This is a genomic window from Streptomyces sp. NPDC047453 (assembly GCF_040643155.1).
In the GTDB taxonomy this organism is placed as follows: Bacteria; Actinomycetota; Actinomycetes; order Streptomycetales; family Streptomycetaceae; genus Streptomyces.
In genome coordinates this window covers 41,689-67,067 of record NZ_JBEYTS010000018.1, presented here as the reverse complement: position 1 = coordinate 67,067, position 25,379 = coordinate 41,689, and the positions used below count along the sequence as shown (strand labels likewise).

Below are 25,379 nucleotides of genomic sequence, written 5' to 3'. Positions count from 1 at the left end.
CCCCCAGCGCGCCCCGGCCGGATCGGGGGTGAACCGGCCGGGGTGCTTTCCCGCCCGCGACAAGGGCGTTCAGGGAAGGGACCGTGGACGGATGAGGCGCGCGGCGGATCTGCCCGGCCGGCGGCGGCGCACCGCTCCCCGGTGGCCCGAGCGCACCGGGGAGCGCGGGTCGAGCTGGATCCAGATCCGCACCTCGGTGCCGCCGAGCACGGAGGAGCCGATGCGGACGTCCCCGCCGGTGGACTCCGCGAGCCGGCGCACGATGTCCAGGCCGAGCCCCGTGGAGCCGTCGTTCCCCGATCCGCGCCCGCGCAGCATCGCCGCGTCCGGGTCGGGTATGCCGGGTCCGGCGTCGGAGACGAGCACGATCACCGCGTCGTCGCCGTTGTGCACGTCGACCGCGAACGCCGTGCCCTCGGCGGTGTGCCGGAATACGTTGCCGAGCAGGGCGTCCAGCGCGGCCGCGAGGTCGGCGCGGGCCACGGGGATGCGCACCGGCCGCTCGACCCCGGCCACCCGCCACTTGCGGCCCTCGTCCTCGGCGAGCGCCGACCAGAACTCCATCCGCTCCCGGACGACTTCGGCCGCGTCGCACCCGGCGCCAGGACCGGCGGCCGCCGTCTGCGGCTTGGCCTCGCGGGCGGTGCGGATGATCGTGTCGACCTCGCGCTCCAGCTGGGCGACCGCCGTCCGGGTCTGCTCGGCGGCGGGTCCGGCTCCGAGCGAGGCCGCGTTCAGCCGCAGCACGGTCAGCGGCGTGCGCAGCCGGTGGGACAGGTCGGCCGCCAGTTCGCGCTCGTTCGCCAGCAGTTGGACGACCTGGTCGGCCATGGAGTTGAACGCGACCGCCGCGAGCCGCAGTTCGGTCGGTCCCTCCTCGGGCACCCGGGCGCCCAGCCTGCCCTCGCCCAGTTCGTGCGCGCCCTCGACCAGCCGCTGCGCGGGCCGCACCATCCGCACGCCGAGCCGGTCGGCGACGGCGACCGAGCCGACGACGAGCGCCGCGCCCACACCGGCCAGCACCGCCCAGGCCGTGCCCACGCCGTTGCGTACCTCGGACTCGGGGACGTAGACCTCGACGACGGCTATGGCGCCGGAACTCAGCGCGACCGGCTGCAGCAGCGTGGACCCGCCGGGCACCTCGGCGGTGGAGGCGCGGCCCATTGCCCGCACGGTCGCGATGTCCTCGCCGGTGGCCCGGGCGCGGCCGATCTCGACGGCCGCCGCGCCGTCGACGGCCGGTACGTGCACGGCCATCCGGGCGTTGGAGCCGGCCGAGGCGACGACCCGTTCCAACTGCTCCCGCTCGGTGGTGATGGACAGGGCGGGGGCGACCGCCGCGGCCTGGCGCTCGGCGTTGGAGAAGGCGCGGTCCCTGGCCATCTCCTTGATGACCAGGGCGAGCGGGACGGCGAAGGCGATCACGACCATCGTGGTGACCGCGAGGCAGACCTTGACCAGTGCCCATCTCATGGCGGCGGCTCCGCTCCGGGCGGCTCCAGCTTCACGCCGACGCCCCGCAGGGTGTGCAGATAGCGGGGCCGGGCGGCCGTCTCGCCCAACTTCCGCCGCAGCCAGGACAGATGGACGTCTATCGTCTGGTCGTCGCCGTAGGACTGCCGCCATACCTCGGCCAGCAGTTCCTTGCGCGCCACGACCACTCCCGGCCGCCCGGCGAGGAAGGCGAGCAGGTCGAACTCACGGCGGGTCAGGTCCAGCCGCACCCCGTCCAACTCAGCCTGGCGGCGCAGCGGTTCGACGGTCAGTCCGCCGACCCGGAGCACGGGGGACGGCGGGTGCTCCCCGGTGGCGGAGCGGGCGCGGCGCAGTACGGCGGCCATGCGCGCGGACAGGTGCTCGACGGAGAACGGCTTGGTCAGGTAGTCGTCCGCCCCGGCGTTGAGCAGCCGGACGATCTCCGCCTCGTCGTCCCGGGCGGTGGCGATGATGACGGGCACGTCGGTGATGCCGCGCAGCATCTTCAGCGCCTCGGAGCCGTCCAGGTCGGGCAGTCCGAGGTCCAGCACGACCACGTCGAAGCGGAGGTGGGCGACCTCGCGCAGCGCCTCCAGCGCCCTACCGACGCTGCGCACGGTGTGCGAGGCGTCGGTCAGGTGCCGGATGAGCGCCGAGCGCACGAACGGGTCGTCCTCGACCACGAGAACACTTGCCATGCGCCGCACCGTACGCCATGGGGGCGGGCCCGGCAGGGGCCTGTGGACAACTCCGGCAGAGCCCCCGCCGCTTGTGGACAACCTCACCCCGATCGCGTTCCTGCGACACCATGGGGACGGGTGCGGCAGGATGGCGGCGATGCTCAGAGGACTCGTACACCTGCTGGCGTGGTCGCTCGCCACGGGCGCGGCGGCCACCCTGTCGTGGTGGGGCGTCCACACGGTGATGGCGGGCACGGCCTACGATCCGCCGCGCGCCCTGCCGATCACCGCGGTAGAGGCGACCAGGCAGGAGTCGGCACCGGCCGCTACCCCCACCCCTCAACCGACCGCGTCCAGGAGCGCTTCGGCCGGTCCGAGCAAGCCGTCCGGCGGGCGGACGGTGACTCCGAGTCCCTCCCGGCCGGCGCGTCCCGCGAGCACTCCCACCCCCACCCCCACCGCCTCCGGCCAGGTGAGGAGCTACGACACCGACGGCGGCCGGGTGGTCTTCGACCTCGGCGAGGTCTCGGCGAACCTGGTCTCCGCGACTCCGGGCACGGGCTGGTCGATGCAGGTGTGGAAGACGGAGACGTGGATCCGCGTGGAGTTCACCTCGGACGCCGACCGGGTGTCGGTCATCTGCGCCTGGCACGACGGGCCGCCGCACGTGGAGATCGGCAGCTACTAGGGGAGTACGCCCGGTTCGGCCCGCTCGGCAGGCCGGTACGTCCGGTTCCGCCGGTCCGGCCGGTTCAGCGGAAGGCGGACGGCGGCGGGGCCGGTGAGGCGACCGCCGCGGCGTCGGTGACGGGTACGGCCCCGCCGGTGAAGTCGGTGAGGGCGCGGCCGTGTTCGACGCGGCCCGGGTGCGGATCGGTGGCGGCCCTGCGGGTCAGTTCGGCGACCGGCAGCGGAAGGTCGGAGGCCACCAGCACGGCGTTGCCGAAACGCCGGCCGCGCAGCACGGTCGGGTCGGCTACCAACGCGAGTTGGGTGAACCGGGCGGCGGCGGTGGCGATCTGGCCGCGCAGATGGGTCAGCGGCGGACCGTCGGCGAGGTTGGCGGCGTAGACACCGCCCGGCCTCAGCGCCCTGCGCACCCCGTCGAGGAACTCCGTCGACGTGAGGTGGGCGGGGGTGCGGGCACCGCTGAACACGTCCGCGATGACCAGGTCGGCCCAGCCGTCCGGCACTTTGGCGAGGCCTTCGCGGGCGTCCACCGACCGCACCCGAAGGCGGGCTCCGGAATCCAACGGCAGCTCACGGCGGACCAGTTGGACGAGGGCCGCGTCGCGTTCGACCACCTGCTGGGTGGAACGGGGCCGGGTGGCGGCGACGTACCGGGCGAGGGTGAACGCCCCTCCGCCGAGGTGCACGGCGTGGACGGGCCGGCCGGCGGGGGCGGCGAGGTCGATCACGTGCCCGAGCCGCCGCTGGTACTCGAAGGAGAGGTACGCCGGGTCGTCGAGGTCGACGTAGGACTGCGGAGCGCCGTCGATCAGCAGGGTCCAGCCCCGTGCCCGCTCCCGGTCGGGTATGAGCTGCGCGAGCCCGCCGTCGACCTGTTCGGTGACGGCTTCGACGGCTCCTCGCCCGCGGGGGCTCCTGGACCTTCCCATTCGCCCATTGTCGCAAGCGGCGCGGTGCGCCACCCACAGGTGGCGGGAGCCATGGGCGAACGTTCCGGCGGGCGGGGCGCCGACGTCAGCAGCAGCTGTCCGCGGCCTCGATCATCCGGGCCGCCTCCCCCAGCGCCCGCCTCAGTACCGCGGGGTCCGTCGCGAGGTCGGCCTCGTCGGGCGGGACCAGCCAGTCCGAACCCTCCGCCGGCGGCTCCGGGACCAGCCTCAGGCCCCGTCCGTCGGTCCCGGTGCAGGTGCTCCCGGGCACGTCCCAGGCCGCGGCGGTGCCCGCCGGCACCACGAAGCCGAGCGTGTCGCCGCCGTCGTCGTGCAGTACGGGCCCCACCGCGTCCCCCGGCCCGCGGCGCAGGATGTCGACCGCCTCCAGCCCCTGCCGGGCCGGCACCGTGACCACGTCGCACGGGGCCTGCGTAAGGGGATCGACACTCCGCGGGGTTTCCATCCCGGCCTCCATCACGAAAATCCCTCCTCGTGAACGAGCGGGTCGAGAGCCTGGCGGCTCCCGGTCCACGGGGTTCAACGCGGCAGAACGTCAACGGCTACGGGCGAAGTCCGCCGGGAAGGGTGGCACTTCATGGCAGATCACGGATGAGATATCCGGTTTGTAGCCAAACGCAGCGTGTCCGGGCGGACACACCAGGTACTTTCTTGCTCGCCGGAAACAGGGCGTCGTCCGCACGACCGGGACGACTCGGGCGACGGGTCATCCGCCGACCAGATGACTCAGGCAACTTCCCCTGCGTCCGGCATGGTTCGACGGTTCGCACGAGAGGGCCCGGCCATGACGTCGTCGACGGTGACCTCGTCTCAGTCCCCCCGCCCGCCACGGCCGAATCTCGCCTTCCGGCAACTGCGCGGACAGCGCTCGCCGGCCGAGTTCGCCGCGGCGGTACGGCGGGCCGCCCACGAGATCGGAGAGCGGGTCAGCTGTGACGCGCGCTACATCGGCCGGGTGGAGGCGGGTGAGATCCGATGCCCCAACTACGCCTATGAACGTGTGTTCTTGCACATGTTCCCCGGCCGCACGCTGACCGACCTGGGGTTCGCACCCCGGTCGGCCGTTCGGGGACGCGCCTCGCGCGCGCCGCACGAGGAACGGGAGGCGTACGACCCGTACCACTCCACCGATGCGCCGGATCCGCACGACCTGCACGACCCGTACCACCCGTACCACCCGCACGAAGACCACGAGAACCACGAGGAGAGCGACGTGCTGCGTCGCGCATTCATGACCCGCGGGGGCGCCACGGTGGCCGCCGCCTCGCTGGGCCCCCTGGGACCCGCCTTCGACGCCTCGGCCGCGGATCGCCCCCCGCGCCGGGCCGGCACGAGCGACGCCGGGGCCGTCGAAGAGGCCGTCCGCCGGATCCGGTTGCTCGACGACCGGCACGGAGCGGACGGTCTCTACCGCCGCGCGGCCGCTCCGCTGCGCGCCGCCTACGCGCTGCTCGACGCCGGCGCGACCCGGCAGACCACCGCGGAGCGGCTGCACTCGGGCGCCGGTGAACTGGCCATCTCGGTGGGCTGGCTGGCCCACGACTCCGGGCGTTTCGACGACGCGCGCTCGCACTACGCCGAGGCACTGGCCACCGCGCGCATGACCGGGGACCCGGCCCTGGAGGCACACGCCTTCTGCAACACGGCGTTCCTCGCGCGGGACGCGGGACGGCCCCGCGAGGCGGTGCGGGCCGCGCAGGCCGCGCAGCGCGTCGGCCGCGGGCTGGGCTCGGCGCGGCTGATGTCGCTGCTCGCGCTGCGCGAGGCGGGCGGCTGGGCCGGGCTCGCCGACCGCGCCGGCTGCGAGCGGGCGCTCGCGCGGGCGCAGGCCCTGTACGAACGGGGCGCCTCGGACGCCGACCCCGAGTGGATGAGCTTCTACGGCGAGGCCGAGCTGGCGGGGCTCGAGGCGCAGTGCTGGTCCACGCTGGGCGACTGGCCGCGGGCGGCCCGGCACGCGCGGCGTGCCGCGCAGCTCCAGGATCCCCACTTCACGCGGAACATCGCGCTCTACACGGCCGAGCTGTCCGACGACCTCGCGCGCGGGGGTCGGCCGGACGAGGCGGCCGCCGCCGGAATGCGGGTCCTGGACCTGCTGGACCAGGTCCAGTCGTCCCGCATCCAGACGATGCTGGCGGGAACGGCGCGGGTACTGCTGCCCCACCGCCAGGCGAGGGGGGTGTCCGTTTTCCTGGAGAGACACACGAGCGCACCTCGGTTGGTGTGACGCGCCATGGGGGCGGGTTCGCCCAGCCACGCTGCGGGGTACCGCCCACGGCCCCCTCGGGCGAAAGCCCCGCCCCATGGACCAGCCGGACGACCGGCACCCCGCCCGTGGGGGCGGCATTCAGCCTCGCCGCGCGTTCCCTCCCACGGCCCTCCGGGCAAGAGCCCCACGCCGCGGGTCAGCCGGGCGACCAACATCGCACCGCGGGGAGGGGCGACCAGTCGCACCGCGCAGTCGCTCCCACAGCCCTTCGGGCAAAAGCCCCGCGCGCGAATCGCCGGGCGCCCGGCGCCACGCCGTGAGAGCGGGTGCGTCCAGCCTCGCCGCGCGATCCCTCCCACGGCCCTTCAGACGAAGGCCTCGCCCCAAAGACCGGCCGGGCGACCGGCGCCGCGGAGGCGAGTGCGACCACCCGCACCGCGCGATCCCTCCCGCCGCTTCGGGCGAGATCCCCGCGCGCGGGCCAGTCGGGTGCCCGGCGCCGCGCCCGTGGGGGCGGGTGCAACCGCCCGTGCCGCGCGATCCCTCCCACGGCCCTCCGGGCAAGAACCCCGTGCGCGGTAGCCGGGCCGTGGGGATGGATGCGTCCAGTCGCACCGTGGGGTGCCTCCCTGGGCCCTTCGGGCGAGAGCCTCGCTCACCCCCTACCGCCCGCGGCGACAGGGGGCGCCGCGGGTCACGAGAGGTGGCCCACGTCGTTCCAGTTTTCGAGGGCCGGCTCTCCGTATGCCCAGCCCAGTACCGACAGCGACGTGGGGTTGAGGCGGATGTGTGCCGCGAAGCCGAGTGGCAGGCCGAGCCACCGCGCGCCGATCGAGCGCAGGATGTGCCCGTGTGCGAAGACCAGCACGTCACGGTCCTCGCCACGCGCCCAGGCCACCACCTCGTCGGCACGGGAGGTCACCCCGGCGAGCGTCTCCCCGCGCGGGACACCGTCGCGCCAGATCAGCCAGCCGGGCCGCTCGGCCTGGATCTCCTGCGGCGTCAGGCCCTCGTACGCGCCGTAGTCCCACTCCATCAGCGTGTCCCAGCACATGGCGCGGTCGCCGAACCCGGCGAGCTCGCACGTCTCACGCGCGCGTGCCAGCGGGCTGGTGCGGACCTCGACTCCGGGCAGGCCGTCGAACGGCGCCCGCTGGAGCCGCTCCCCGAGCAACTTGGCGCCGCGCCGGCCCTCCTCCAGGAGGGGAACGTCGGTCCTGCCGGTGTGCCTGCCGGACAGCGACCACTCGGTCTGTCCGTGCCGGGCCAACAGGATGCGCGGTGCCATGGAGAACCTTCCGGAAAAACTCAGATTTTCGGACGGAATCCCTCCATCATCGCGCACGCTGCCAAAGGGCAACCCGGGGGCCGGTCCGTGCGTCTATCAGGGCCGGGGGCACCCCGAGGTGGCCGGGTCGAACACCGTAAAGTGGCACGACCGTGCGGGCACCGCCGGGCAGCGCAGCGACGAAGGGGGAGGGGCATCGGATGCCGCAGACCGAGGCACCGGCACGGCGCACCGAGACGGCCCGGCGCACCCGGCTGCGCTGGTGGACCGAGCTGCCGCTGATCCTGCTGGTGTACGGCTGCTACTCGGCGGGCCGGCTGCTGGCCCGCGGCGATGTCTCCACGGCCGTCGACCACGGCCTGGCGATCCTGCGCGTCGAGAAGCTGGTCCGCCTCAACGCGGAGCACCCCCTCAACCGTCTGTTCACCCGTGAGCCGTGGCTGGGCATCCCCGCCGACTTCTGGTACGCGTCGCTGCACTACCTGGTGACCCCCGTGCTCCTGGTGTGGCTGTTCAGGGCGCGCACCACGCACTACCGGGCGGCCCGCACCTGGCTGATGACGTCCACGTTCATAGGACTGATCGGCTTCACCCTGCTGCCCACCTGCCCGCCCCGCCTGCTCTCCCCGGACCACGGGTTCGTGGACACGATGGCCCAGTACAGCTCGTACGGCTGGTGGGGCGGCGAGGCCAGCGCACCGCGCGGCCTGGGTGGCATGACCAACCAGTACGCGGCCATGCCGAGCCTGCACGTGGGCTGGGCCCTGTGGTGCGGAGTGATCCTGTGGCGCCACGGCGGCACGCGCACGGCGAAGGTCGCGGGCGTCGCCTATCCGCTGCTGACCGCGCTGGTCGTGATGGGGACCGCCAACCACTACCTCCTGGACGCGGTCGCGGGCGTGGCCGTCATGGGCGTCGGGATGCTGCTCGCGCCGTTCGTGATGCGGGGCGCGGACCGCGCCAAGGCACTGCTGACGCCCGGCGCCACGGCCGTCACAGGGGACTCCGGTGCCGCAGGTTCCCCGCTTGTCAGTGGCGGATGCCAGACTTCGGCGGGTGAGCGAATTCCACGGCAGCGCGAAACACGGTTCGGTCCCGGAGCCGAACCGGGTGCCGTCCCCGAGGACGCGGGAGACGGCGATCCAGCCTGGGGTCTCCCCCGCCCGAGCGAAGTCGAGAGCCTGGGGAAGGCTCGCTGAGCTGCGCGGGCCCGGCGTACCGGCCCGCGCGCTCGACGCCCGGGCCCTGGCCGCGCTGGCCGCGAACCCCGGCTGCGGACGGCGCGCGATCCTGGACGGCGCGGGCGTGGACAAGGCCGCGCTCGCGGAAGCGCTGGGCGCGCCCGCCGTGTTCGGGCAGTCGCAGTTCGCCTTCATGCGAGGCAACGCGTTCGAGGCGCGGGTCAAGGCGGACGGCGGCGCCGAGCTGCTGAGGCTTGCGCACACCAGGCTGGACCCGGGCGCCGAACCGCCGCGGGAGGGCCGGGTGCCCGACCTGAGCGCCGTCGGCCCCGAGGGGCGTACGGCGCGTACGGCGCTGGCGCTGCGCGAGGCCACGCAGGCGGGCGCCTGGACGCTCCTCGACCATCCGATGCTCTCCCTGGAGGTGGCGGGCTCGCCCGCCTACCTGGAGCCGGACGCGGTGGTGGTGCACCCGGACGGCAGCTGGACGGTGGTGGAGATCAAGTCCTTCCCGATGCTGGACGGCTCCGCCGACCCGGCGAAGGTGGGCGCGGCCGCCCGGCAGTCGGCGGTGTACGTGCTGGCGCTGGAGGACGTCGCCGCGCGCCTCGACCCCGTCCCGCGCGTGCGGCACCGGGTGCTCCTGGTGTGCCCCAAGGACTTCTCCAACCTGCCCACCGCGTCCGCCGTCGACGTCCGCAAGCAGCGCGCGGTGACCGCCCGCCAGCTGACCCGGCTGACCCGTGTCGAGGACATCGCCGACGCCCTGCCCGAGGGCGTGTGCTTCTCCCCCGAGCTGTCCTCGGAGGAGCTGACGGCCGCGGTGGAGGCGGTCCCGGCGACGTACGCGCCCGAGTGCCTGGCCACGTGCGAGCTGGCCTTCCACTGCCGTAGGCGGTCCCACGCGCAGGGCGCGGTGACCGCACTGGGCCGCTCGATCCGCGCCGACCTGGGCGGGCTGTCGACCGTCGAGGACGTGCTGGCGGCCGCCCACGGCGAGGCGGGCGACCCGGACGACCCGGCGGTGGCGGCGCTGCGCCAGGCCGCCGCGCTGCGGGCCGAGGCCCTGGAGCCGGCCGGGCGGGAGGCGGCGTGTCGCTGATCGCCACCCTGGGCCGTCTGGAGGCGGTGCGGACCGGTCGGGCCCAGCCCGCCGCGACCGTCCGGCACCGGCATGTGTCCGAGCGGCCGCTGGTGTTCGTGCCGCTCACCACCGCCGGTGAGGCGGGCGCCCCGCTCGGCGCGCTGGTCGGCACGGACCGTGACGCACCGCGGCTGCTGGCCGTGCCGCAGCCGCGCGACCGCGACCTGCGGTTCGCGTTCCTCGCCGAACTGGCCGACGTGGTCCTGCCGTACATCGACTCCTACGCCGACGCCGTCGAGGCCGCCGAGCGCAACGAGACGGACCCGGAGAGCGGCAAGCGGGTCAAGGTCGAGGTGGAGCTGTGCGCGGACGCGCCCCAGCTGATCGTGCCGAGCCGCGCGGGCATCGACTTCGTACGGCTGCTCGGACGCTCCATGCGCTTCCGCCGCACCGCCGAGCAGGACCCGGAGACACCGCACCCGGCGCCGCCGCACGTGCCGTTGCTCGGGCGGTGGCTGACCCACTTCGGGGAGCGCGCCCGGGTGCCCGGCTCCTCGCTGCTGCCGTCGATGACCGACCTGCTGGCCCAGCACTGGACGACCGGCCAGTCCAGCCTGGAGGACCAGCACCTGGGGGCGCTGCTGGCGTGGATCGTCCCGCCGGACGGCGTGTCGGGCGCCGAGGCCGCGCTGCGGGCCGAGCTGGCGCGCACCGCCGACGGCCAGTTGGAGTGCCCGCCCGCGGGCCCCGCCACCGACCCGGCCTTCGACAACAGGCTGCTGGCTCCCGCGATCGAGCGCTATGACCGCGCGCGTGCCGCGCTCGCCGCCGCCGAGGACGGCCTGGAGGCCGACGAGCGGCTGGGCGCCGTCACCGCGGCCGAGCAGGGGATCCGCGACCTGGTCGAGAAGTGCGCCCGCCCCACCTGGGACAACGTCTGGCGCGGCCTGGACCTGCTGCGGGCGCTGCCCGAGGGCGCGCACGTCGAGGAGCGCTGGACGCGCGACCGCTGGTCGTTCACCGGCCACCGCGACCGGGTGCGGGCCGGCGAACCGCCGCAGCCGCGCCGCGACGACGCGGTGACCGCGGCCAGCAAGCTGGCCACGCGCGAACGGGAGCAGGCCCGTCTGGAGGCCCAGGAGGCACTGGACGACCCGCTGGTCATGGCGGGGCGGCGGCTGGCCGGAGAGGCGTTCGCGGGCGAGGTCACGGACGTCGTCCCGGCCTACAGCGAGGGCAAGCGGCCCAGTCCGCGCCCGCTGGTCACCCTGCGCACCGACGACCGCCCGCACCTGGGCGAGCGGGCCAGGGCGTACCGGTCGCTGGACGGCAAGCCGCAGTCGGCCGAGTTCGTCGCCTGTGAGGAGGACACCGCCGAGGGGACGCTCGTCGTCCTGCGGATCCTGGACAGGATGGGCCGCGGCAAGGAACCCGCGCCCGGTTCCGTGCCGGAGAAGGGCGACCGCGTGTGCTTCACGCTCTTCGAGCACGAGCAACGCGGCGGCGCGAAGCTGCCCGACCCGGAGCAGACCCCATGGACGCACGGCGGCCCGCCGGGCGAGGAGAGCACGCCGGAGGCTCCGGACCCGGTGACCGAGGAGGACCTTCTGTGACCGCCCCCGCCCAGGACCCCGCGATCGGCCCCGGCGGCCTCCGGGCTCCCTTCGACCCGGGGGCGGCGGCCGCCCGCGCGACCGACGCGATCCTCCGCGACACCCTGCACGGCTCGCACCGCGGGGTCGTCGTCGACTCCCCGCCCGGCGCAGGGAAGTCGACGCTGGTCGTGCGCGCGGCGCTGGAGCTGGCCGCCGCCGGACGGCCGCTGATGGTGGTCGCGCAGACCAACGCCCAGGTCGACGACCTGGTACTGCGGCTGGCGGAGAAGAACCCCGAACTGCCCGTGGGCCGGCTGCACAGCAGTGACGCCGACCCGTACGACAAGGCGCTCGACGGCCTGCCGAACGTACGGAAGTCGGCGAAGGCGGCCGACCTCGCCGGACTCGACGTGGTCCTGTCGACCGCCGCGAAGTGGGCGCATGTGAAGGTCGACGAGCCGTGGCGGCACGCGATCGTCGACGAGGCGTACCAGATGCGCTCGGACGCCCTGCTCGCGGTGGCCGGGCTGTTCGAGCGGGCGTTGTTCGTGGGCGATCCGGGTCAGCTGGATCCGTTCGCGATCGTCGGCAGCGAGCAGTGGGCGGGCCTGTCCTACGACCCGTCGGCGTCCGCGGTGACGACGCTGCTGGCCCACAACCCGCAGCTGCCCCAGCACCGGTTGCCCGTGTCCTGGCGGCTTCCGGCGTCGGCGGCGCCGCTGGTCTCCGACGCGTTCTACCCGTACACGCCGTTCCGCAGCGGCACGTCGGCCGGGGACCGGCGGCTGACGTTCGCGGTCCCCTCGGACGGCTCCGGCCCCGACCGGGTGCTCGACGAGGCCGCCGAGTCCGGCTGGGGCCTGCTGGAGCTGCCCGCGCGGCACACTCCGCGTACCGATCCGGAGGCGGTGCGGGCGGTGGCGGCGGTCGTACGGCGGCTGCTGGAGCGGGGTGGTGCGGCCGTCTCGGAGCGGTCGCCGGACCCGGCGCCGCTGACCGCCGACCGGATCGCCGTCGGCACGGCGCACCGCGACCAGGCGGCCGCCGTGCGCGCGGCGCTGGCGGAGCTGGGCGTGACGGATGTCACCGCGGACACGGCGAACCGCCTCCAGGGTCGTGAGTTCGACGTCACGGTCGTCCTGCACCCGCTCTCCGGGCGCCCCGACGCCACCGCGTTCCACCTGGAGACCGGCCGCCTGTGCGTCCTCGCCTCCCGCCACCGGCACGCCTGCGTCGTGGTCTGCCGCGCGGGGGTGACCGACCTCCTGGACGACCACCCGTCGACGGAGCCGGTCCAACTGGGCGTGACGGTGAAGTTCCCTGATGGCTGGGAGGCGAATCACGCGGTGCTGGCCCACCTGCGCGAACACCGAGTGGCCTGGCGACCGTGACCGGCACACGGCCTTCCACCGGACGGAGCCCGGCACGCCGCCGGAGGCGGCAGACGAACACAGCCCTGATGGCTGGGAGGCGAACCACGCCGTGCTGGCCCACCTGCGCGAACACCGAGTGGCCTGGCGACCGTGACCGGCGTTCCAGGCACGGCAACCCGGGTGGCTCGGCGGTGCTGACGATTTGACGGGCGGGCCGGGGCGGCTGCCCCCGCCCTCTTGCGTTCGCGGGAGACAATGGAGGGTGGCCCTTTCACAGGGCGGTGTCATCCGAACCGTACGAGGAGGTCGAGACATGGCGGAGCCAACGCCGCGTCGTGACGAACCGCGGCTACGCCCCGCGCCCCTGCTCTTCGAGCCGGCCGAGGCGGCCGCCGATCCCGAGCACTTCTTCGACCTGGAGTCGATCGACGATCCGCGGGCGCTGCTCGCGCGGGCGACGGAGCTGACGCTCGCGTTCCGCGCGGCGGCCGACCGGGCGGTGGAGTTCCAGGCGATCGCGGCGGCGCAGCTCGCCGATCCGCGGCGGTTCGACCGGCTGACCCCGGCGGTCATCGCCGAGCGGGCCGACTGGACCGAGGACTACGCCAAGAGGATGGTGGAGTTCGGGCGGGATCTGCTGAGCGGAGCCGAGGGCGGCGTGCACGCCAACCCGGCCGACCCCGTCTGACCCCCGCGCCTCGCGCTTCCCCGGCTCTGGCATATGCCGAGCGCGCAAGATACTCCGACCCGCCTGTCCGTGTCCCGGTTTCCCACAACCCTGTGGAATCGCCCGTTCACAGCGGGTAGATATATCCGCCATGAGCCGCACAGGCAACGAACCCTCCGTCGACCACCTCGACCAGTGGGCAGGCCACCGCTCCGACGCCTCGGGCGTCACCGCGGACGGCGCCGCCTGGCTGGCCTCGGCGGGCGCGTATCCCCGCAGCACGCTCGCTCTCTGGCGGGAGCGGCCGGACGCACCGCTCGTACTGCCTTGCGGCACCGTCTTCGACATGGTGAACGTGCCCGCGATCTTCGGCCGCCGGATGCTGGACCGGCTGTGGGACGAGGGCCCGGGGTCGGGCCCGGTGGCCGTCCACCGGGGCCGGATGCTGCTCTTCGCCGCGCCGGGCACCGCACACCGGCTGCCCTCGCTGCTGGAGTGGGAGGAGTGGGGGTCCCGGGGCCGGGAGGCCGGCCGCAAGGAGGGCATTCCGCCCCTGCTGTGCCACGGCAACGGCGACGCGGTCACTCTCCCGGCCCTGTCCGACGACACCCTCCTCGCACGGCCGGCCTCCCGCTGGCTCGTCGCCCCGGACACTCGCCGTCCCTGGCTGCCGGGCCCGGAGATCATGCTCTGGGCGGCCGTGCGGGCGGCCCGTGCGGCGGTGCGGATATCGATTTTTCCTCCCAGCGGCCAGGATGCTAAGGTCTACGACGTCAGCAGGCGCCGCTAGCTCAGTTGGTTAGAGCAGCTGACTCTTAATCAGCGGGTCCGGGGTTCGAGTCCCTGGCGGCGCACGATGACGATGGCGAGACAGGGTCGCGGAGAGCGAACCGGTCTCGCCGTCGCTGTTTGTGAGCGGCGGGCGTCAGACCGTGGTGATCTTGACGGTGTACGCGCCGGACGCCGTGCGGTTCTCCACCTCCACCCGGACCCCGTCGCCCGGCACGGTGAAGCTCTCCCCCACGTCGATCGGGGCGTCGGCGAGCGCGGGCTGGACCGAGGTCTCCTCGCAGGCCGCGGTGTGCGGATGGGCGTCGATCACCTCGATCGGGCCGCCGCCGGACTCCGCCCCGCCGCGCACCCGGTACACCAGCACCCCCTGCCGGCACCCGGTCACGTCGTTGCCGACCGACGCCCGCGCCTCGATGGCCAGCACGCTGTCGCTCCCGGTGCGCACCACCACCAGCTTCGTTCCGCCGCCGAGCCCGAACAACGGCGACCCGGCGGTGGCCGTCGCCGACGACCCCGCACCCGCCGGGCCCACCTCCACCGGTTCCAGGGTCAGCCGGGTCGGCTCCGCTCGCACACAGGTCACCTGACGGCGGTCCAGCCACCCGAGCTTCCACTTGTGCCAGGCGAACAGGTCGGGTGAGAGGCCGAACTGGCTGCCCATCAGATCCCAGTCCCCGACGTAGGTGTCCCAGTCGCCCTTGCCGTCCGCGGGCCGGTGGTACAGGTCGGGCAGGTCGAAGACGTGCCCGGACTCGTGGGCGAGCACCAGCCGGTCCGGCGGGTGCCGTTCGAAGACGGTCACCACCCTCCGGATCTCCTTGCCGTCGGCCCGCAGCGGGGTGTCCAGATTGACGACCTTCGTCGCGTCCGAGTCGACACCGGGCGCGTCCGGGTCGGCGACGAAGTAGACGACGTCGTAGCGCGAGAAGTCGACCTCGGGGTCGGCCGCGGCGAGCGCGTCGCGCAGATACGCGGTGCGGTCCCGGGCGTTCCAGTCCCGGTGCATGGCGTACGCGGTGGACGGGCGCGGCATCCGGAGCCAGTGCCGCAGCGGGTGGGGGCGCAGGGTGAACCTGCCGTACGACGCCTGTTCGTAGTACCGGCTGGTGGCCGGGAAGTGGTCGGCGGCGAGTTCGGCCGGGGTGGTGCGCGGGGTGGAGTCCGGGAAGGACAGGAACACCATGACGGCGTTCAGCGTCCCGGTCGGCCGCGCGTAGGAGGGGTTCCAGGTGTCCAGCCCCTCCGAGTGGTGGGCGTCCGTGCGCTGGAGGGCGCAGGGCGCGGTGGAGAACGGCTCGGCGACCGACGGCCCGCCCAGGATCGAGGTGGCGGCGACCGCCGACATGGTGGTGAACACGGCCGCGGTGCTGCGCAGCCGGGGGCGCACCCCGGCATGGTTCAGCGCTCTGAGGACGTCATGGCCGAGCGCCTTCAGGGGCAGCTGACACGGCACGAGGACCTCCGGGACGGTTCGCGGGACACCGCACCCAGCCTGTGGGATTTTGTAGGGGTACGCCCTGTTTGTCTGCACCGGAAGGGTGAGGGACGCGCGTTCACGACAGGACGGTCCGGCGCGGGTCCGGGGACACGACATCCCCGAACCGCTCACGGAACGTCACAAGTGGTCAGCCATATAAGGAACCGGTCCAGGTGTGATCGGAAACGATCCCGGCGAACAGCCGGTCGCCGCGTGGGACCGGCGAGTGGCTGGAAGGGGTTCGCGGACGGCATCTATGATCGACACACTTTCCCTGCACTTTCCTGCGCGGACACGGGTCGGGCCGCCGTCCACCACCCGGCCGGCCGCCCGACGAGACCGATAAGAAGAACCGAGTGCACTGCGGGAGCGAGCGGTGAGCGGAACGTCCGAAGGGCCGACGCCCGCGGCAGACCTCATCCGACCTACTGTCACAGAGAGTGATGTCGCGAGACCTCCGGGTGCCGACCCGGTCACGGCCGCCGCCGCCGAGCGGGCCGACGCCCCCACCGCGCCCGCGCCCTCCGGCACCGGTCCCGCCGAGTTCCTCCCCGTCCACGGCCTCACTCCGATGGCGGAACCGGCACCCGCCGCCCCCCGATTCACCGTCCTGGCCGAATCCGTGCCCGCCGTCATGGACCTGCTCGGGTCCGCATCACCACCGGCCCGCACCACCCCGGAACCCGCCCGGGAATCAGCCCCGGCACCCATCCTGGAACCGGCACCCGAATCCGTCCTGGGACCAGCCCCTCAATCCGTCCTGGAACCGGCCCGGGATTCCACCTCTGACTCCGTCCTGAACGCCGCTCCGAGCGCCGCCCCGGACCCCGCCCCAGCCACCGGGGCCGAGCGCGCCTTCCGGTCCGCGTTCGCCGCGGCGCCGCTGGCGATGGCCGTCGTCGACCACGAGGGCCTGGTCGTCAGCGCCAACGAGACCTTCGGCGCGCTCCTCGGCGCCGTGCCCGACGAACTGGCGGGGCAGCCCGCCGCCGATCTGGTGGACCTGGCCTCCGACACCCGCACCCGGCACGCCTACGGCGAGGTGCTGCGCGGCCGGCAGGCCCGGCTGCGCTGCGCCCGCCGGCTCAAGCACCCCGACGGCCACCGGCTGTGGGTCCAGGTCACGGTCGCGCCCCTGACACCCGGCTCCCCGGGCGTGCTGCTGTCCGTGGCCGACATCAGCGCCCGGCGGGAACTCCAGGCCCGGCTGCGGCACTTGAAGAACCACGACCCGGTGACCCGGCTGCCCAACCGCACCCTGTTCTTCGAGCGCCTGTCGGCCGCGCTGGAGACGGAGTCGTACGAGCACGGCGGGAGCGGCCGGGTCGGCCTGTGCAACCTGGACCTCGACGGCTTCAAGGCGGTCAACGACACCCTCGGCCACCGTGTCGGCGACCGGCTGCTCGCCGCGGTGGCCGAACGGCTGACCCGGTGCGCCGACGAGGCCGGCCACGGCCGCACCAGCACACCACTGGTGGCCAGGCTCGGCGGCGACGAGTTCGCGCTGCTCGTCGAGGACTCGACCGGCACCGAGCAGCTCGCGGAGCTGGCCGAGTCCGTGCTCTCGGCCCTCCAGGAACCCTTCGAGGTCGCCGGCCGGCTCCTGTCGGTGTCGGCGTCCATCGGCGTGGTCGAGCGGCACGCGGCCGGATCGTCGGCCACCGCGCTGATGCAGGCCGCCGACACGACGCTGTACTGGGCGAAGGCGGACGGCAAGGCCCGCTGGACCCTGTTCGACCCCGAGCGCAACGCGCACCGCATGACCCGTCAGGCCCTGGTCTCCACGCTGCGCGCGGCCGTCGAACGCGGCGAGTTCGCCCTGGAGTACCAGCCGCTGGTCGGCATGGAGGACGGGCGGCTGCGCGGGGTCGAGGCCCTCGTCCGCTGGCGGCACCCGGAGTTCGGCACGCTGACGCCGAATCGGTTCATCGCGCTGGCGGAGGAGGACGGCTCGATCGTGCCGCTGGGCCGCTGGATCCTGGCCACCGCCTGCCACCAGGCCCGCCGCTGGCAGCTGGACCACCCGGACGAGCCGCCGATCTTCGTCAGCGTCAACGTGGCCGTCCGCCAGGTGTGGGACTCCGACCTGGTCGCGGACGTGGCCGAGGTGCTCGCCCGGACCGGGCTGGCGCCGCACCTGCTCCAGCTGGAGCTGACCGAGTCGGCCGTGATGGGCTCGGCCGGGCGGCCGCTCGAGGCCCTGCGGTCCCTGAACGACATGGGCGTGCACATCGCCATCGACGACTTCGGCACCGGATACTCCAACCTCGCCTACCTCAGCCGCCTGCCCGTGTCGGCGCTGAAGCTGGACGGCTCCTTCGTACGGGGGTTCCAGCACGAGGATCCGGAGGGCGCGGCGGGCCGGCCGAGCCCCGCGGACGAGGTCATCGTGGAGGCGATGATCCAGCTCGCCCACCGGCTGGGGCTGACCGTCACCGCCGAGTGCGTGGAGACGTCCGACCAGGCGAGCAGGCTGCGCCGGATCGGCTGCGACACCGGACAGGGGTGGCTGTACTCCCGGCCGGTGTCGCCCGACCGCATCTCCGAGCTGCTGGCCGGCCGGAGCTGAACCAGTTCGGGCGGCCGGAGCCGGAGCCTGGCCCGTTCAGTCGCCGGGCAGTGACCGGACGTCCGCCGGCAGTCCGTAGGCGTCCGCGATGAGTTCGTAGCTGCGCAGGCGTACGGCACCGCTGTGCGCGTTGCTCGTGATCATCAACTCGTCGGCCCCGGTGCGCTTTTGCAGGTCGTCGAGACCGGAGCGGACCTCGTCGGGGGTGCCGTGGACGACGTTGGCGTTCCAGGAATCGACGAACTCCCGCTCCATCGAGCTGAATTCGTGCGCCTCCGCCTCCTCCGGGGTGGGCACGAGGCCGGGGCGGCCGGTGCGCAGCCGGACCATGTTCAGGGCGGCGGCCAGCACCTGGCGGCGCGCCTCGCGCTCCTCCTCGGTGGCGAGGGCGGCGACGCCGATGAGGGCGTACGGGGCGTCCAGCACCGCGCTCGGGCGGAACGAATCGCGGTAGAGGTCGAGGGCAGGGACGGTGTTCTGCGCGGAGAAGTGGTGGGCGAACGCGAACGGCAGGCCGAGCGTGCCGGCCAGGCGGGCGCTGAAGCCGGAGGAGCCGAGCAGCCAGACCGGCGGGCGGTGCCGGGACTGCACGCCACCCGGGGAGGTCGCCTGGACCGGGCCGGGCACGGCGTGGATGCGGCGGTAGGGGTGGCCGTCGGGGAAGTCGTCGTCGAGGAAGCGGATCAGCTCGGCGAGCTGCTGGGGGAAGTCGTCTGCGCCCCCGTCGAGGTGGTCGGTGCGGCGCAGGGCGGCGGCGGTGGCGCCGTCCGTGCCGGGGGCGCGGCCGAGACCCAGGTCGACGCGGCCGGGAGCCAAGGCCTCCAGGGTGCCGAACTGCTCCGCGATGACCAGCGGGGCGTGGTTGGGCAGCATGACGCCGCCGGAGCCGAGGCGGATCCGGTCGGTGTGGGCGGCGAGGTGGGCGAGGATCACGGCCGGTGAGGAGGAGGCGACGCCCGGCATCGAGTGGTGCTCGGCGACCCAGTAGCGGTGGTAGCCGCGGGATTCCGCGGTCCTCGACAGGGCGGCGCTGGTGCGCAGCGCGTCGGTCGCGGTGTACCCCGCGCCCACGGTCACCAGGTCCAGTACGGACAGGGGTACCGGGGCGGTCCCGAGTGCCGTGCCCCTGATCTCGTCTCCCGCCACGGGTGCCTCCCTGCTCTTGGCCGTGCCTTTTCCGACCGGCGTCAACAGGGAACCGCTGCCGTTTGTTCCTTTCCCCCCGACCCGCGCGTCCCGCATGCGCGAAGCCGCCACGGGGCTCCGCCCCGGACCCTGACGGGGCCCGGGGCGGAGCCCCAGCCGCGACGGCTCGTCTCAGCTCGCGTTCACGCCGCGAGCGCGTGGCCCGGGTGCAGGACCACCTTGGTGTAGCCCTCGATCCGCTTGTCGAACTTCTGGTATGCCTGGGGCGCGTCGGCCAGCGGCAGCTCGTGGGAGACCACGAAGCTGGGCTTGGCGCGCCCGGCGATGATCAGATCGCGCAGCTGGCGGTTGTACTGCTTCACGTTGCACTGGCCGGTGCCCATCTGCTGGCCCTTCTCGAACATCTTGCCGATGGAGACCAGCAGCTGGCCGTGCTTGGCGTGCTCGTCGGGCCCGCCCGGGTCGGAGGGCACGTACAGCCCCGGTATGCCGAGCAGGCCGGTGGGCCTCACCGTCTCGACCAGCGTGTTGAGGACGACGGCGGGCTCCTCGTGGCTGACGTCCTTGTGCGACTGGGCCTGGTAGCCGACGGCGTCCACACCCTTGTCGGTGCCCTCGCCGTTGGTCATCTCCTTGATCTGCTCGGTCGGGTCGCCCTGGGTGAAGTCGATGGGGATGGCCCCGATCTCCTCCGCCTTGGCGAGCCGCTCGGGCACGCGGTCGACCGAGAACACCATCGACGCGCCGCGCAGCAGCGCCGAGTAGGCGCCCATCAGGCCCACCGGTCCGGCGCCGAAGACGGCGACGGACTCACCGGGCGACACCTTGGCGAGTTCGCAGCCGTGGTAGCCGGTCGGGAAGATGTCGGCGAGCAGCACGAAGTCCGTCTCGAACTCGTCGCCCGGCGGCAGCTTCAGACAGTTGAAGTCGGCGAACGGCACCCTCAGCCGCTCGGCCTGGCCGCCGGTGTAGGGGCCCATCGCCACGTATCCGTAGGCGCCTCCGGCGAACCCGGGGTTCACCGTCAGACAGAACCCGGTCTTCCCGGCGAGACAGTTCTTGCAGAACCCACAGGCCACGTTGAACGGCATCACGACCCGGTCGCCCTGGGACAGCGACGTCACGCCGTCGCCGACCTCCTCGACGATGCCGAGGTTCTCGTGGCCGAAGACGATTCCCGCCTTGGCGGCCGTGCGGCCCTCGTACATGTGCAGGTCGGAACCGCAGATCGCGGTGGACGTGACCCGTACGATCACATCGTTCGGGTGCTGGATCTGGGGATCGTCGACGTCCCTCACCGTGACGTTGAAGGGCTTTTCGTAGACGACGGCTTTCACCTGGGTCACCTCCGCGTCGAATGCTGGACGACGGCGGCGACCACGGGCCGTTGCCGGGGGACACCAACCAGGGGGATGACACAGGAAGGCGGGGCGTCGCTCCCGGGCCCCGGGCGTTCTCGCTGCACCGCCGGACACTTCCAGCGTCCGCCCGCGCGACGGGGACCGCAACCGCGCCGGTGTCACACCTGGACGATCGGCTCCCGTGTGAACAGCGCGCCCAGAGCGGGCGCGTTGACCCGGCGGTCGGTGAGTCGCAGCGCCTCCCAGACGGTCACCTGGTTCGCCGTGAGAACGGGCTTGCCGAGGTGCTCCTCCAGGGCGGGCAGGTGGGACGCCGTGTGCAGGGCGGTGTCGGGCAGCAGGACCGCGTCCGCCTCGGGGACGTCCGCCTCCCGCGCCAGGGCCAGGATCTCCGCCTCGCCCCAGGTGCCCACCTCGGCCGCGGTGATGATCCCCGCGCTGCGGGCGGCGGCCACCTCCACCTTCCCGGCGCGCAGGAAGTCCGCGAACAGGCCGGTGACGTCCTTCGGGTAGGTCGCGGCGACCGCGACCCGGTGGGCGCCGATCTCGGCCGCCGCGTGCACGAAGGCGAAGGACGTGGAGGAGGCCGGCATGCCCGCCACCCGGGCCAGCGCGCGGACCTGCTCGTGCGCGCCCTGCCAGCCGCGTACGAAGCTGCCGCTGGTGCACGCCCACACCACCGCCTCCGCGCCGGACAGCCGCAGCCCCTGCACGCCCTGCGCGAGCCGCTCGGGCGAGCCCATCTCGTACAGCGCGTCCACCCGGTGCGCGTCCTCGCCGATGTCGGTGTGGACCAGGTCCACCCGGATGTCGCTGCCCAGGAGCTGCTCGATGCGCGGATAGTCGTCCTCTGCGGAGTGGCCCGGGTAGAGGAATCCGAGTGCGGTCATGGCCTGCCTTCCTGCTGTTCGTCGGACAGTACGGGCCAGGCGCCGCCGTCACCGTGCCGCGGACTGGGCGGCGCGGGAGGCACACCGGCCGGCAGCGCCTGGTAGGGCCCGACCGCTCGGGTACCCAGCCGGCGCAGCGCAGCCCACATCGTGACCTGGTTGGCCGAGATCACCGGTATGCGCAGCTCGGCCTCCAGCTGCGGGATCACGTCGTAGGTCGGCAGGTTCGTGCAGGACAGGAACAGCGCCTGGGGGCGGTTGCGGCGCGCGGCCCGGCGGGCCATGTCGACCACGCCGCGGTACGGCACCTTCCAGATGTGCCGGGTCAGGCCCATGTACGCGCACCCGGTGACGGTGACACCGGCCTCGGCCAGGTAGTCCTGGAGCGAGCGCGTCAAGGACACCGTGTACGGGGTCACCAGCGCCACCCGCCGGGTGCCGAGTTCCGCGAGCGCCTCCAGCAGCGCCCCGGACGTGGTCACCGCGGCCACCCCACCCGCCCGTGTCATCGCCGCGCACATCGCGCGCTCGCCGGCGATCCCGCCGACGAAGCTGCCCGAGGTACAGGCGTAGGCGACGACCTCGGGTGCGACGGCGGTCAGGGTGCGCACCGCGGCGTCGAGCGTCTGGTGCTCGCTGACCAGCCGCGCCAGGTCCAGGCTCACCTCCACCGGCACGAACGGTGTCCGCGTCAGGTGCAGCGAGACCTCGTCCGGCACCCACCGCCACAGCTCGCGGTCCAGCGCGAAGTCGAAGGGGGCGACGACCCCGACTCCGCGCTGCGGGCGCGGGCCGCCGAGGAAGGAGATCCCCATGCCGTTCATGTCGTTCGTGGCGTCCATGGCAGACACCTGCCTCACGTGAGGGAGACGGAAGGGCGGCACTGACGGCAGGTGAACGACACGGTGGGGCAGCAGACAGCAACCGTCCGTACGGGCGCCCGTGTTGACGAAGGTAGGTTCGGGTGCGAGCGTGGTCAATCCGTGCACGTCAGACGGCCGCCCCTTTCGAGAAACGGCTCGCCATGAGTGTCCCCGTCCTGCTCGTCCTGGACGCCGATCCGCCGCCGCGTCTGGGCCGGCTCACCGGCCGCGCCCGGATCGTGCGCACGGACGCGGCCGGGCTGGCCGCGCGGCTTCCCGAGGCGGACGTGCTGCTCGTGTGGGACTTCACCTCCACCGCGGTGCGGGAGGCCTGGCCGGGCGGGGGCCCGCGGCCCCGCTGGGTGCACACGGTGAGCGCGGGCGTGGACCATCTGATGTGTCCCGAGATCGCGGCGTCCGGCACGGTGGTGACCAACGCGCGGGGCGTGTTCGACGAGCCGATCGCCGAGTACGTCGCCGCGCTCGTCCTCGCCCTGGCCAAGGACCTGCCGCGGACCCTGGACTTCCAGCGCGAGGGGCGGTGGCTGCACCGCGAGTCGCAGCGGGTGGCCGGTACGCGCGCGTGTGTCGTGGGCTCCGGGCCGATCGGCCGGGCGATCGCCCGCACGCTCGGCGCGCTGGGGGTGCGGGCGGCGGTCGTCGGCCGTGCCGCGCGCGCCGGAGTGCACGGCCCGGAGGACCTGGACCGGCTCGTCGCCCGCGCCGACTGGGTGATCGCGGCGGCCCCGCTGACGGAGGAGACCCGCGGCATGTTCGACGCCCGCCGGTTCGGCCTCATGCAGCCCTCGGCCCGCTTCGTCAACGTCGGCCGGGGGCAGCTCGTCGACGAGGAGGCGCTCGTCCGGGCGCTCACGGACCGCTGGATCGCGGGCGCCGCCCTGGACGTCTTCCAGGACGAACCCCTCACCCCGGACAACCCGTTGTGGCGGGTGCCGGGCCTGGTCGTGTCCCCGCACATGAGCGGTGACACGGTCGGCTGGCGGGACGAGCTGGCGGCCCAGTTCGTCGATCTGTACGGCCGCTGGGAGGCGGGCGAGCCGCTGCCGAACGTCGTCGACAAACGGCGCGGATACGTACCGGGACACTGACCCCTGTCTGGAGGCGCGATGACCGAACTCACCGAGCTGACCGCGGGAGAACTGCTCGACGGCTACCGCAAGGGCGAATTCAGCCCAGTGGAGGCCACCCGGGCGGCCCTGGAACGGGCCGAGCGGATCCAGCCGGAGGTGAACGCGTTCGTCCGGATCACCGCCGAGGACGCCCTGGCGCGGGCCCGGGAGTCGGAGGACCGGTGGCGGCGCGGAAGGCCGTCGGGGCTGCTGGACGGGGTGCCGGTCACCGTCAAGGACATCCTGCTGCTGCGCGGCCATCCGACCCTGCGCGGTTCCAGGACCGTGCCGGAGGAGGGCCGTTGGGACGAGGACGCCCCCTCGGTGGCCCGGCTGCGCGAGCACGGCGCGGTCTTCCTCGGCAAGACCACGACCCCCGAGTTCGGCTGGAAGGGCGTCACGGACTCCCCGCTGACCGGTGTCACCCGCAACCCCCACGACCCGGCCCGTACCGCCGGCGGCTCCAGTGGCGGCAGCGCGGCGGCCGTGGCGCTCGGCGCGGGCGCGCTGTCGCTGGGCACGGACGGTGGCGGCAGTGTGCGCATCCCGGCCGCGATGTGCGGGATCTTCGGTCTGAAGCCGACGTACGGCCGGGTCCCGCTGTATCCGCCCAGCGCCTTCGGCACCCTGTCGCACGTGGGTCCGATGACCCGGGACGCGGCGGACGCGGCGCTGCTGCTCGACGTGATCGGTGCGCCCGACGCGCGGGACTGGTCGGCGCTCGGCCCGGCCCCCGGCTCGTTCACGGAGGCACTGGCCGGCGGGGTACGGGGGCTGCGGATCGCCTACTCGCCGTCCCTGGGCGGCCAGGTGCCGGTGCGCCCGGCGGTCGCCACGGCGGTGCGCCGGGCGGTCGCGGGGCTGGCGGGGCTCGGCGCGTACGTCACCGAGAGCGACCCCGACTTCGCCGACCCGGTGGAGGCCTTCCACACCCTGTGGTTCAGCGGCGCCGCCCGTGTCGCCCAACATCTGGGGCCCCATCGACGGGAGTTGCTCGACCCGGGGCTGCGGGAGATCTGCGCGGACGGCGCCCGGCTGTCGGCGCTGGACTACCTGGCCGCCGTGGACGTCCGCATGGAACTCGGCCGCGTCATGGGCCACTTCCACCAGAGCTACGACCTGCTGGTCACGCCGACCCTGCCGATCACGGCGTTCGAGGCGGGCGCGGAGGTGCCGAAGGGTTCGGGGCACCGGCGCTGGACCGGGTGGACTCCGTTCACGTACCCGTTCAACATGACCCAGCAGCCGGCGGCGTCCGTGCCCGTGGGCCGGGACGAGGGCGGTCTGCCGGTCGGCCTCCAGATCGTGGCCGCGCGGCACCGCGACGACCTGGTGCTGCGGGCGGCCCACGCGCTGTACGACGCGGGGTTGGCGACCCGGCTCACGCCCGCCGGAAGCTGAGGGTCTCCCCCGCCGCGCCGGAGCGCCACAGGTCGTTGCAGGCCTGGGCCATGGCGTCCAGGCCCTCGGTGACCTGGCCCCAGACGATGCCGGGCACCCAGCCGACGTCCCCGTTGAGCAGGAGGTTGTTGCGCTCGTAGAACAGGGCTAGGTCCACGACCGTCGGCCCGGCGCCGGGTACCCGGTCGTAGCCGTAGGCCTGCGTGCCCAGTTCGGTGCCGGCGAACGAGAAGTAGCACAGATCGCCCGGGATCGGAGTGACCGTCGGATTCTCCAGCGGTGGCTCCGCCCGGGCGAACGGCGCGAAGAGCGCGTAGATCTCGTTGCGCGCGTACTTCGCGTGGTAGACGTCCCCGCTCAGCGGGAGCGCGTCCCAGACCGCGGCGCAGGTGCGCGGCGCCCGGTCGTCCAGCAGCCGCGCCGTGCAGCGGATCCCGCGCTTCTCCAGCGCGACTTCGACGTGGCGTTCCACCATGGCGCCTCCTCGCAGCTTCTGAGGGGCCGTCTGCCCGAAGGCGCGGGAGTTCACACCCGTCCCGTCCCTCCGCATCCGGACA

At 73.7% G+C, this 25,379-nt stretch carries 22 protein-coding genes and 1 tRNA gene; 12 read left to right on the top strand and 11 right to left on the bottom strand.

Going from position 1 to position 25,379, the window contains the following annotated elements; genetic code table 11:
- Positions 1–69: 69 nt before the first annotated feature.
- Both ABZ818_RS18365 and ABZ818_RS18360 read right to left on the bottom strand, forming a co-directional pair.
- Positions 70–1,473 carry a HAMP domain-containing sensor histidine kinase gene (locus tag ABZ818_RS18365; RefSeq protein ID WP_361415461.1) on the bottom strand — a complete coding sequence of 468 codons (1,404 nt, stop codon included), beginning with the start codon at positions 1,471–1,473 and terminating at the stop codon, positions 70–72.
- The gene (locus tag ABZ818_RS18360; protein ID WP_361415459.1) at positions 1,470–2,174 is read right to left on the bottom strand and encodes a response regulator transcription factor; all 705 of its coding nucleotides are present in this window, start codon (positions 2,172–2,174) and stop codon (positions 1,470–1,472) included. The genes ABZ818_RS18365 and ABZ818_RS18360 overlap by 4 nt, the downstream gene beginning before the upstream one ends.
- Positions 2,175–2,313: 139 nt before the next feature.
- Here ABZ818_RS18360 and ABZ818_RS18355 point away from each other — a divergent pair, with 139 nt between their 5' ends.
- Entirely contained in the window at positions 2,314–2,844 is a 531-nt protein-coding gene (locus ABZ818_RS18355) for a hypothetical protein (RefSeq protein WP_361415457.1), read from the top strand.
- A 64-nt stretch (positions 2,845–2,908) separates the two neighbouring features.
- Here ABZ818_RS18355 and ABZ818_RS18350 read toward each other — a convergent pair whose 3' ends face one another.
- Positions 2,909–3,775, bottom strand: a complete 867-nt coding sequence (locus ABZ818_RS18350) for a fused MFS/spermidine synthase (RefSeq protein ID WP_361415455.1) — start codon at positions 3,773–3,775, stop codon at positions 2,909–2,911.
- Between the two features lie 85 nt (positions 3,776–3,860).
- Positions 3,861–4,241, bottom strand: coding sequence for a hypothetical protein (locus ABZ818_RS18345; RefSeq protein ID WP_361415453.1), 381 nt, complete (start codon positions 4,239–4,241; stop codon positions 3,861–3,863).
- A 339-nt stretch (positions 4,242–4,580) separates the two neighbouring features.
- Between ABZ818_RS18345 and ABZ818_RS18340 the strand changes: the two genes are divergently transcribed.
- Positions 4,581–6,023 carry a hypothetical protein gene (locus ABZ818_RS18340; RefSeq protein ID WP_361415451.1) on the top strand — a complete coding sequence of 481 codons (1,443 nt, stop codon included), beginning with the start codon at positions 4,581–4,583 and terminating at the stop codon, positions 6,021–6,023.
- Between the two features lie 676 nt (positions 6,024–6,699).
- Here ABZ818_RS18340 and ABZ818_RS18335 read toward each other — a convergent pair.
- A complete protein-coding gene (locus tag ABZ818_RS18335) occupies positions 6,700–7,293 on the bottom strand; it encodes a histidine phosphatase family protein (protein WP_361415449.1) in 594 nt (197 codons plus the stop codon).
- Between the two features lie 200 nt (positions 7,294–7,493).
- Between ABZ818_RS18335 and ABZ818_RS18330 the strand changes: the two genes are divergently transcribed.
- From ABZ818_RS18330 to ABZ818_RS18300, 7 genes are all read left to right on the top strand, one after another.
- Positions 7,494–8,492 carry a phosphatase PAP2 family protein gene (locus ABZ818_RS18330; RefSeq protein ID WP_361415447.1) on the top strand — a complete coding sequence of 333 codons (999 nt, stop codon included), beginning with the start codon at positions 7,494–7,496 and terminating at the stop codon, positions 8,490–8,492.
- Complete coding sequence (locus ABZ818_RS18325) at positions 8,434–9,576, top strand: hypothetical protein (RefSeq protein ID WP_361415569.1); 1,143 nt, start codon at positions 8,434–8,436, stop codon at positions 9,574–9,576. The genes ABZ818_RS18330 and ABZ818_RS18325 overlap by 59 nt, the downstream gene beginning before the upstream one ends.
- The gene (locus ABZ818_RS18320; protein WP_361415445.1) at positions 9,567–11,171 is read left to right on the top strand and encodes a hypothetical protein; all 1,605 of its coding nucleotides are present in this window, start codon (positions 9,567–9,569) and stop codon (positions 11,169–11,171) included. The genes ABZ818_RS18325 and ABZ818_RS18320 overlap by 10 nt, the downstream gene beginning before the upstream one ends.
- Positions 11,168–12,544: an AAA domain-containing protein gene (locus ABZ818_RS18315; RefSeq protein WP_361415443.1), complete on the top strand. Its 1,377-nt coding sequence runs from the start codon at positions 11,168–11,170 to the stop codon at positions 12,542–12,544. Before ABZ818_RS18320 ends, ABZ818_RS18315 begins: the two co-directional genes overlap by 4 nt.
- A gap of 295 nt (positions 12,545–12,839) precedes the next feature.
- Complete coding sequence (locus tag ABZ818_RS18310; RefSeq protein ID WP_361415441.1) at positions 12,840–13,214, top strand: hypothetical protein; 375 nt, start codon at positions 12,840–12,842, stop codon at positions 13,212–13,214.
- Between the two features lie 130 nt (positions 13,215–13,344).
- A complete protein-coding gene (locus ABZ818_RS18305) occupies positions 13,345–13,983 on the top strand; it encodes a bifunctional DNA primase/polymerase (protein ID WP_361415439.1) in 639 nt (212 codons plus the stop codon).
- Positions 13,974–14,047: transfer RNA gene (locus ABZ818_RS18300), tRNA-Lys, on the top strand. The genes ABZ818_RS18305 and ABZ818_RS18300 overlap by 10 nt, the downstream gene beginning before the upstream one ends.
- Positions 14,048–14,118: 71 nt before the next feature.
- Here ABZ818_RS18300 and ABZ818_RS18295 read toward each other — a convergent pair.
- Positions 14,119–15,438, bottom strand: coding sequence for a M6 family metalloprotease domain-containing protein (locus ABZ818_RS18295; RefSeq protein ID WP_361415437.1), 1,320 nt, complete (start codon positions 15,436–15,438; stop codon positions 14,119–14,121).
- Positions 15,439–15,838: 400 nt separating this feature from the next.
- Here ABZ818_RS18295 and ABZ818_RS18290 point away from each other — a divergent pair, with 400 nt between their 5' ends.
- On the top strand, positions 15,839–18,031 hold the full coding sequence (locus ABZ818_RS18290) for an EAL domain-containing protein (RefSeq protein ID WP_361415435.1): 2,193 nt from the start codon (positions 15,839–15,841) through the stop codon (positions 18,029–18,031).
- 36 nt (positions 18,032–18,067) lie between these two features.
- Here the strand turns inward: ABZ818_RS18290 and ABZ818_RS18285 are convergent, their stop codons facing one another.
- The 4 genes from ABZ818_RS18285 to ABZ818_RS18270 all read right to left on the bottom strand — a co-directional run bounded on the left by ABZ818_RS18285 (position 18,068) and on the right by ABZ818_RS18270 (position 22,243).
- Positions 18,068–19,177 carry an LLM class flavin-dependent oxidoreductase gene (locus ABZ818_RS18285; RefSeq protein WP_361415433.1) on the bottom strand — a complete coding sequence of 370 codons (1,110 nt, stop codon included), beginning with the start codon at positions 19,175–19,177 and terminating at the stop codon, positions 18,068–18,070.
- Between the two features lie 182 nt (positions 19,178–19,359).
- Positions 19,360–20,514, bottom strand: coding sequence for a glutathione-independent formaldehyde dehydrogenase (locus tag ABZ818_RS18280; RefSeq protein ID WP_361415567.1), 1,155 nt, complete (start codon positions 20,512–20,514; stop codon positions 19,360–19,362).
- A 182-nt stretch (positions 20,515–20,696) separates the two neighbouring features.
- Entirely contained in the window at positions 20,697–21,428 is a 732-nt protein-coding gene (locus ABZ818_RS18275) for an aspartate/glutamate racemase family protein (protein WP_361415431.1), read from the bottom strand.
- The gene (locus ABZ818_RS18270) at positions 21,425–22,243 is read right to left on the bottom strand and encodes a decarboxylase (protein WP_361415565.1); all 819 of its coding nucleotides are present in this window, start codon (positions 22,241–22,243) and stop codon (positions 21,425–21,427) included. Before ABZ818_RS18270 ends, ABZ818_RS18275 begins: the two co-directional genes overlap by 4 nt.
- A 209-nt stretch (positions 22,244–22,452) precedes the next feature.
- Here ABZ818_RS18270 and ABZ818_RS18265 point away from each other — a divergent pair, with 209 nt between their 5' ends.
- A complete protein-coding gene (locus ABZ818_RS18265) occupies positions 22,453–23,400 on the top strand; it encodes a D-2-hydroxyacid dehydrogenase (RefSeq protein ID WP_361415429.1) in 948 nt (315 codons plus the stop codon).
- A gap of 18 nt (positions 23,401–23,418) precedes the next feature.
- A complete protein-coding gene (locus ABZ818_RS18260) occupies positions 23,419–24,822 on the top strand; it encodes an amidase (RefSeq protein ID WP_361415427.1) in 1,404 nt (467 codons plus the stop codon).
- Here ABZ818_RS18260 and ABZ818_RS18255 read toward each other — a convergent pair.
- A complete protein-coding gene (locus ABZ818_RS18255) occupies positions 24,803–25,297 on the bottom strand; it encodes a DUF3830 family protein (protein WP_361415425.1) in 495 nt (164 codons plus the stop codon). The two genes, ABZ818_RS18260 and ABZ818_RS18255, sit on opposite strands and share 20 nt — an antisense overlap.
- Between the last annotated feature and the right edge of the window lie 82 nt (positions 25,298–25,379).